Genomic DNA, 7,641 nt, shown 5'->3' on the forward strand with positions numbered 1-7,641 from the left:
TGGGGTACCGTAAGGATTCCTGCGTAAATGAGTAACACGTGTCAATAACTCAATAAATTTTCATTTTTGCAACATCGTTACAAACCGTGAAACGGTCTGTGATTTTAAACTTCCCCATGGCATAACTCTTTGAAGCGGATAAGAGACAAATATCCAGCGTTTAGCGCGTGTAATAGCTACAAAAGCGCTATTAAGCTCTTCTTCAAGTTCTTTCTTGGTATTAGCTCGATAATCTGGAAATACTCCCTCACACATACCCATGAGAAAAACGATATCTTTCTCAAGCCCTTTCATTGTGTGGACTGTACTTAATGTTAGACCAGTTGGATCATAGTTTTCTGCAACCTGCCCCAATGCAATCGCATTACGAAAGGACATGAGGGATTCACCTAACCCCTTCCTTTTGAAGGTAGTCCAGCAATTCCTGAAGTCATCTAGTTCTTGCAAGGAACGCTCAAGCTCATTGTCTTCTTTAGGCAAATTAACATCATTCAATCCTTGAATAATTGTATTAAAACGATCATATAGTTTAGGTATGTTTGGCTTTTCAATGTCTAATCCTTGAATTTCCTCAAGAAGGTCAGCTTGAATATCAGGGAATGAAATCGCTGAGTGGCGAACGGCGGCAGCCATATCAAGTAATAAATTATCGTTACCCCAGACAGAGGGAACTGATATCTTCAGAGCAGTACAAAGTTTTTTACCGTCAATCCAATCTTTTGGATTAAGACGAACTCGTATTGCAAGATCAAGCACCCTACCAAATAAAGATGATGGTTCTGCTTGACGCTCACTTTTCTTCAACGAGTATGAAATGCCTTTTTCACCAAGCATCTTCTCTAGCTTAAGGAAAACGAATCGATTTCGGGCAATCACAACCATATTGGTAAGCGATATATCGCCTTCAATTTCAATATTTGTTTTCTGACAAAGAAGTTCATTCACCTTATTACAAATCCAAGTAGCTTCGTCCTCTTCATTTTGGCATTTATGAATTTCATATTGTCCATCTAATACAAAATCAGCCTCTACTTGTGATCCTGGCTTCAATTTATTAGCTAAACTAATTACCGCCTTTGAGCTGCGATAATTTTCTTTCAGTTCGAAAACCTGAGCAGAAAAATCCTGTAAAAATAATTTGCATAAGTAATTGGACGATGAACCATTGAATCCATAAATCATTTGATTGGGATCACCTACCATCATTACACTCTTAATCTGGTCTCCACACAACACTTTGATAAATTCATACTGAGCTTTGTTTAAGTCTTGTGCCTCATCGACACATATATGTTTATATTTAGCTCTATAAATATTCGCGCACCATGGCTGCTCCATCAAAATTCTATGGGCGTAAACTAAAATATCATCAAAATCTAAGCCACCACTTCTCACTAAGGCACCTTGGTATGCTTGAAAAACACTTAAAAATGACTCATTAGAAGTATATTTTTCTTTTATTTCCTCTTCTGTTAAAAGTTCTCGTTTAACTACTGAGAATTGTTCTAAGTAATTATGAATAATACGCTCACGATTTTTTCGCGTTTTTTCATCTCCAGCATTAAGGAAATCATCGATACCAATGCCACTTTCTCTTAAAGATTGAAGAAAAACAGTTTTTCGATCTAAATCGCGTTCATAAATATGAAGTTCAGAAGGTAAGCCAATAGTATGACCATATTGATCTAAAATCCGCTGAGCTACAGCATGAATTGTAGCTATCCAGCATCGTTCGCTAAGCACATCTAGGTCAGCTAAACGAATTTGCATTTCTTCGGCTGCTTTATTGGAAAATGTCAACGCGATGATACCATCTTTGCGTGTGTTTTCGATTAAATAACGTACACGTTCAGTTAGCACTCTAGTTTTACCAGATCCCGCTGCTGCAAGTACCTGCATAGGCAGACCGATCTCAGCGTGGACTACGGCCTCTTGACCCTTAGATAAATTTAACATGCTAACCATCCTTTTATACAATCGAAACTAGCTCGAACATTAGGTGGTACTAAATCATCAACTGATTTTATTCTTTTATTTGCTAGAAGCACATCTGCTAAGAAACCAGCATAAGATGCTTTTTCCTTACTCATTTTTTCTAATAATTGTTCATCAGTAAGTTGATTAAATTCATTATATTTTGCTTCTCTAAATTTCTCGTTATTTTTATTTCCTGTTGTTGCAAGTAAAACAAAAGCATCAATAATCTCATCACGCAAGCCGTGGTCAATCAATTCTTTTTCAAAATCATTTCCATCATCAAGGAAATAAATATCGTAAAAATCTTTTGTCAGTGACAGACACATTTTTTTCGATAATTTTTCTATTTGTTGCGTGACATCATCCTGTGTTTTAGTCCCAGAGTTAGGATTAATGTCGTTATCACTGATAATACATATTGGTATACCGAAGCTAAATGGCAACAACGCAAAATGAATATATGCATCTTTTCCACCAACATTGACACAAGAAAGGCCGACAGACCAAGGAGTAGCTGATGCATAAATCTCAAACATCGCGGGAAGCACCTGCTCCTCAGTGACTCCTTCACATAAAAGCATGCACTTAGCAAACAGCAATTCACCATTTTTAGCTAATATACTACGTGAAATTGATTTTTTCTCGTCATCGGTCATTGGGTGAGAAATTTTATGTGCCACAATCCCATTTTTTGTTTTTACCAATGATCTTATTTGATAAAGGTCAGCCATGGCAGCCAAAAATGGAGAATGCGTACTTAAAATTAATTGACCATTTGTATCTGAGAGTTGGCGATAAAGTGTTTTCTGTGCATTCGGATGCAAATGCGCTTCTGGCTCTTCAACTGTCAGAATTGGGAATAAAGGCTCAGATTCGGCAATATGTCTGTGACTCAAAATCTCGATGAAAGACTTAATCGTTAACATTGAAGCCCAACTGCGTGTTCCCATGCCGTGATATTCCATCGAAAACGAATTGGTATCGGTTTCACCAGAATAGACAGAAAAATTCTTTGACAGGTCCCGAATTTTTTTCGGAAAGGGAGTTACTTCTGCACCGCCAGTACCACCAATCGATTGATTCAGTTTTTCCAGGTGGGATTTTAGGCTTTTGAGTTCCTTGCTTTTGTCGACAGCATCATCATTGACCTGCTTGATTAGTGACTCAAGTTCCAATATGTCATTTTTGTCGTACTCAACACTAGCAAGTATCTTCCCGATGAATGATGAGCGATCACGTAAATCCTGATGAATATCTCTTTGCGCCTCCATAGAAACAAGCGGTAGGCTCTGTAAGCGGCTACCAAGCTTTGTACCTTTAACCTTAATAGTTGTCCAGGTTTCAAAAGGAGGCCAGATCTCTAAGGTGGTACGGTTCGTATCAAAGCCACCTTTAGTGACATTTTGTTCGGAGCGTGTTCTGATCGCAACAAATTGATTTCCATTGGCTTCAGATTGAATCTTATCCCCGAATTCGGTTAGCCATTCAATGTCGAAATTTGCAACCCGATCTCCATTCGCATCCGCCGGCACAATTCTGACATCAACAATTATTTCGTTCACTCGTCTTTCATCTGGAGAAATATAAAAATCCTCTTCCGAAAGATAGCGAGAATAATCACCTAAACTTAGCTGAAGGGCTTTGATTAACGAAGTTTTACCTGCATTATTTGGGCCGATAAGTACTATAATTCGAGACAATGAGACTTCTAAATTCTTAATTCCACGAAAACCAGCTATTCGAATTGTATCAATCAAAATACTCATGCGAAGTCCCTTATGTCTGTTTTTTAGTACATCAATGAATTGTGCTAAATCGGAAGTTTTTTTGCCGTCTGCCCTCAATCCTGTCATGGCACATTCAAAAGTGCCTGGCCAGCTTGCTTCAACGTACCATCACCATTTACGTAAGCATAGAGTGTCGTAGTCGTAATATTCAAACGACGGGCTACTTCAGCAGCATTAGCTTTGGGGTCGGCCATTGCGGCCATAGCCATCATTATCGTTGCCCGATCCATTTTGCGAGGTCGCCCACCAAGACGTCCTCTTGCTCTGGCTGCTGCAAGCCCTGCCTGTGTACGTTCGGCAATCAGCTCTCGCTCGAACTCAGCCAGTGCAGCAAAAATGCCAAAAAACAGTCGTCCATTCGAGGTCGTCGTGTCAATTTGTGCGCCAGCACCAGCCAGAACTTTTAAACCAACGTCTCTGGCACGCAAATCATCGACTGTGGTCACCAGGTGTTTTAAATCGCGTCCCAGTCTGTCTAGTTTCCAAATGACTAAAGTATTGCCTGGCTGAAGGGCTTTGAGGCATGCATTCAATCCTGGCCGATCATCTTTCCGACCTGATGCCAAATCTTCATAGATGCGATTTGGCTCAACACCGGCAGTAATTAAGACATCACGCTGGGGCGCAAGCGTTTGGCTACCATCATTTTTTGAAACACGAACATATCCGACAAGCATGATTGATTTTTATGTACAAGAAAAGATAAAACTAAGGCTATAATATGGCGTTGATTTTCTCAATGAGTTTTCTTGTGATTTTTTTACTTTATTTGGGCGTTTTCTTGAATACAAGATAAACGGTCGTTTTTCTTGTGCCATATTCCGTTTTGGTTTTCCAAATTGCAACCAAATGATACAGCTTATCCCCGATTCAAAAGCCGACTGGCCCAAACAGAATTGGAGCATTTTTACACGGTGACTGATGCTGAACGAGGCTGTTGCGACAGTACAACTCGTTCAAGTACCACGCGCTTAGGATTTGCTTTGCTGTTAAAAACCTACCAACGGTTGGGCTATTTCGTCACTTCAGAGCAAGTACCCAATGCCATTGTCGAACATGTTGCCATCAGTATCGGCGAAACCTATGATCGAGAAAATTTACAGCAGTATGACATTTCGCAAGCCAGACGTAAGCACTTATCGGTGGTGCGACAATTTCTTGAGGTCAAGCCATTCGGAGATGATGGTAAAGTTTTGATGCGGCAAACTTTTGCTGAAGCGGCATTGATCAGGGAAGATGTCATCGACATTATCAATATCGGCATTGAAACGTTGGTACGCCATCGTTACGAATTACCGGCGTTTGACACTTTGGTACGCGGAGCACGTGCTGAACGTGTTGCCGCTAATCTGGCGCTACATATGTCTATTCATGATGCGCTTGGCGATACAGGTCGACTATTTCTCGACAAGCTATTTATCGTTGGTGACGATCCCCGACGCGTAAGTCCTTGGAACGATGTTAAGCAGGATACTGCCAAGCCGACAGTAAATGGCATGCGTATTTTACTTGAGCGTTATGACCAACTAACCGAGTTGGCCTATCATACTCATCTGCTAAAACCCTTACCCGTCGTCAAAATTAAACAATGGGCACTTGAAGGTAACAGCCTTGATGCCGCCAGCATGGTCGATATGGCCGCGCCCAAACGCTACTCAGTTACTTTAGCTTTGATTCGACAACGCTTGGCAATTGTGACCGATGATCTCTGTAATATCTTTTGCAAGCAGATGGGCCGAACTTTACGGAGCGCAGAAGAAGCTCTGGAAAAATATCTGGCAGACAATCAAGAAAAAACAGATGAAATCTTGCGCCGTTTCGCGGCGCTGGAGGCACTCTTAAAATCGAGTCAGTCAGCAGACGAACAGTTAAAGGGAGTACGCCAAACTGTCACGGCACGCCCAGATTTATGCGAGTTCTCTCGCTTGCATGTAGAATATGGTGGTAAAAACGAGTGTCGTTTTATTTTGAAATTCTTCAAACCACGACGATCAGAGATGCTGCGGATTTTGAGGAAGTTAACGCTCAAATCTACCAGTCAGGATGTTAGTTTTGAGCGATCACTAGATTTTATGCTGGAAAACAGTCAACGACAAAACGAGTGGATGACACTCAAGGGCAAAGGCGAAACAGTATTAACTTCAGACGATCTAGTCTGGATCCCTGAGAAATGGTGGAAACTGGTAACAGGAGAAGCCAAGCGCGATATTGCTCTAACCCGAATCAACCACCGTCAATTCGAAGCATGTGTATGTTTGCAAATGGTTCGGGAATTGAAGTCCGGTGACCTCTGCGTGCTGGGTAGCGATGCCTATTCAGACTACAGGGACGAACTGGTGCCCATGAACGAATGTGAACATACACGCTCCGACTACGGCGAAAAAGTGGGCTTGCCGGTCGAGAGTGTTGAATTTATCAAGCATATTCGCGCCATGTTGACAGGGGTGGCGCAGCAAACGGACAAATCCTACCTGGATAATCCTTATTTCAAGATCATTGATGGCAGACCAAAGTTGAGTCGCCAAGATAAAAAAGAAAAACCACCTGGATTTAAGCAGTTCGACGACGCATTACGACGTAAGCTCGATAACTTGGGCCTTTCACTTCTGGATGTACTGACCGATACCATGCAATGGATTGGGTGGGGTAAACATTTTGGCCCGTTGAGTGGGCATCAAGGAAAGTTACAAGACGAAGATCGACGTAAAATTTTAACAGTATTTGCCTATGGTACTGGCTTGGGGCCGACGCAAATCGCCAAAAATATTGCCGACGTCAGTGCGCGTCAGGTGTCATTCGTCGATCAGCGTCAGATCACGACTGAAAAACTAGAGGCTGCTATTTGTTCTACGATCAATGGATACAATCAATTTCAATTACCGCGTTATTGGGGAGATACGAAACGCGCTGCGGCAGACGGTACACAGTGGAACCTGTATGAAAATAATCTGCTGTCGGAAAAGCATATTCGTTACGGTGGTTATGGAGGCATTGCTTACTACCATGTTAGCGACACCTATATCGCGCTGTTCTCGCATTTTATTCCCTGCGGCGTATGGGAAGCTGTGTATATCTTGGATGGATTAATCAAGAACAAGTCTGATATCCAGCCCGATACGGTGCATGGCGACACTCAGGCGCAAAGCGCGCCCGTGTATGGCTTAGCATTTTTGCTAGGCATCAAAGTAATGCCACGTATTCGCAACTGGAAAGATTTGAAATGGTTCCGTCCAACAACCGACGAAGTGTATCAACACATCGATGACCTGTTTACCAAAGATGCAATAGATTGGGACGTGATTGCCTGCCATCTACCTGACATGTTTCAAGTGGCACAATCCATTCGCGCCGGTCGTATTTCACCATCAACCATCCTACGTAAACTCGGTACTGCTAGCCGGAAAAACAAGCTGTACTTCGCTTTTCGTGAGTTGGGGCGTGTTGTCCGCACAATGTTTCTACTGGAATATATTAGTGACGATGCGTTACGGCAAGTCATCCAGGCGGCACAAAACAAGTGTGAGGGTTTTAATAATTTTTCACAGTGGGTTTATTTCGGGTCGGATAAGATTGAGGAAAATGTACGTGAAGATCAGTTGAAAATAATCAAATACAATCATCTGATTGCCAACTTAATGATCTTCCACAACTGCCACACAATGACACAGGCATTCAAAGAATTGGAAGCTGAAGGTATGAAGTTAACACCTGAATTAGCTGCCGCGTTCAGCCCATACAGAACACATCACACAAATCGTTTTGGTATGTATGAGCTACGGGAGCGAGATGTAGCGCCGATTGACTACGGTGTGACGTTTCAAATGTAGCGAAATTGGGGATGTTACTCATTTACGCAGGAATCCTGACGGTACCCCAA

Annotated in this window: 4 protein-coding genes; 1 reads left to right on the forward strand and 3 read right to left on the reverse strand. The window is 42.0% G+C overall.

From position 1 onward, the window contains the following. Nucleotides 1–60 precede the first annotated feature (60 nt). From C5470_RS20795 to C5470_RS20805, 3 genes are read right to left on the reverse strand one after another with little or no spacing between them, the layout of a single operon-like run. Nucleotides 61–1,956: an ATP-dependent helicase gene (locus tag C5470_RS20795; RefSeq protein WP_152963885.1), complete on the reverse strand. Its 1,896-nt coding sequence runs from the start codon at nucleotides 1,954–1,956 to the stop codon at nucleotides 61–63. Continuing rightward, nucleotides 1,950–3,830 (reverse strand): ATP-dependent nuclease, encoded by a 1,881-nt coding sequence (locus C5470_RS20800; protein ID WP_203448985.1) that lies wholly within the window; start codon nucleotides 3,828–3,830, stop codon nucleotides 1,950–1,952. Before C5470_RS20800 ends, C5470_RS20795 begins: the two co-directional genes overlap by 7 nt. Beyond that, nucleotides 3,827–4,441: a recombinase family protein gene (locus C5470_RS20805; protein ID WP_041982405.1), complete on the reverse strand. Its 615-nt coding sequence runs from the start codon at nucleotides 4,439–4,441 to the stop codon at nucleotides 3,827–3,829. The genes C5470_RS20800 and C5470_RS20805 overlap by 4 nt, the downstream gene beginning before the upstream one ends. 162 nt (nucleotides 4,442–4,603) lie before the next feature. On the opposite strand from C5470_RS20805, the gene C5470_RS20810 reads away from it, so the two are divergent. Continuing rightward, a complete protein-coding gene (locus C5470_RS20810; protein ID WP_152963884.1) occupies nucleotides 4,604–7,591 on the forward strand; it encodes a Tn3 family transposase in 2,988 nt (995 codons plus the stop codon). Nucleotides 7,592–7,641: the final 50 nt, after the last annotated feature.

The sequence above is a fragment of the Photorhabdus stackebrandtii genome, from assembly GCF_011189495.1.
Classification (GTDB): Bacteria; Pseudomonadota; Gammaproteobacteria; order Enterobacterales; family Enterobacteriaceae; genus Photorhabdus; species Photorhabdus khanii.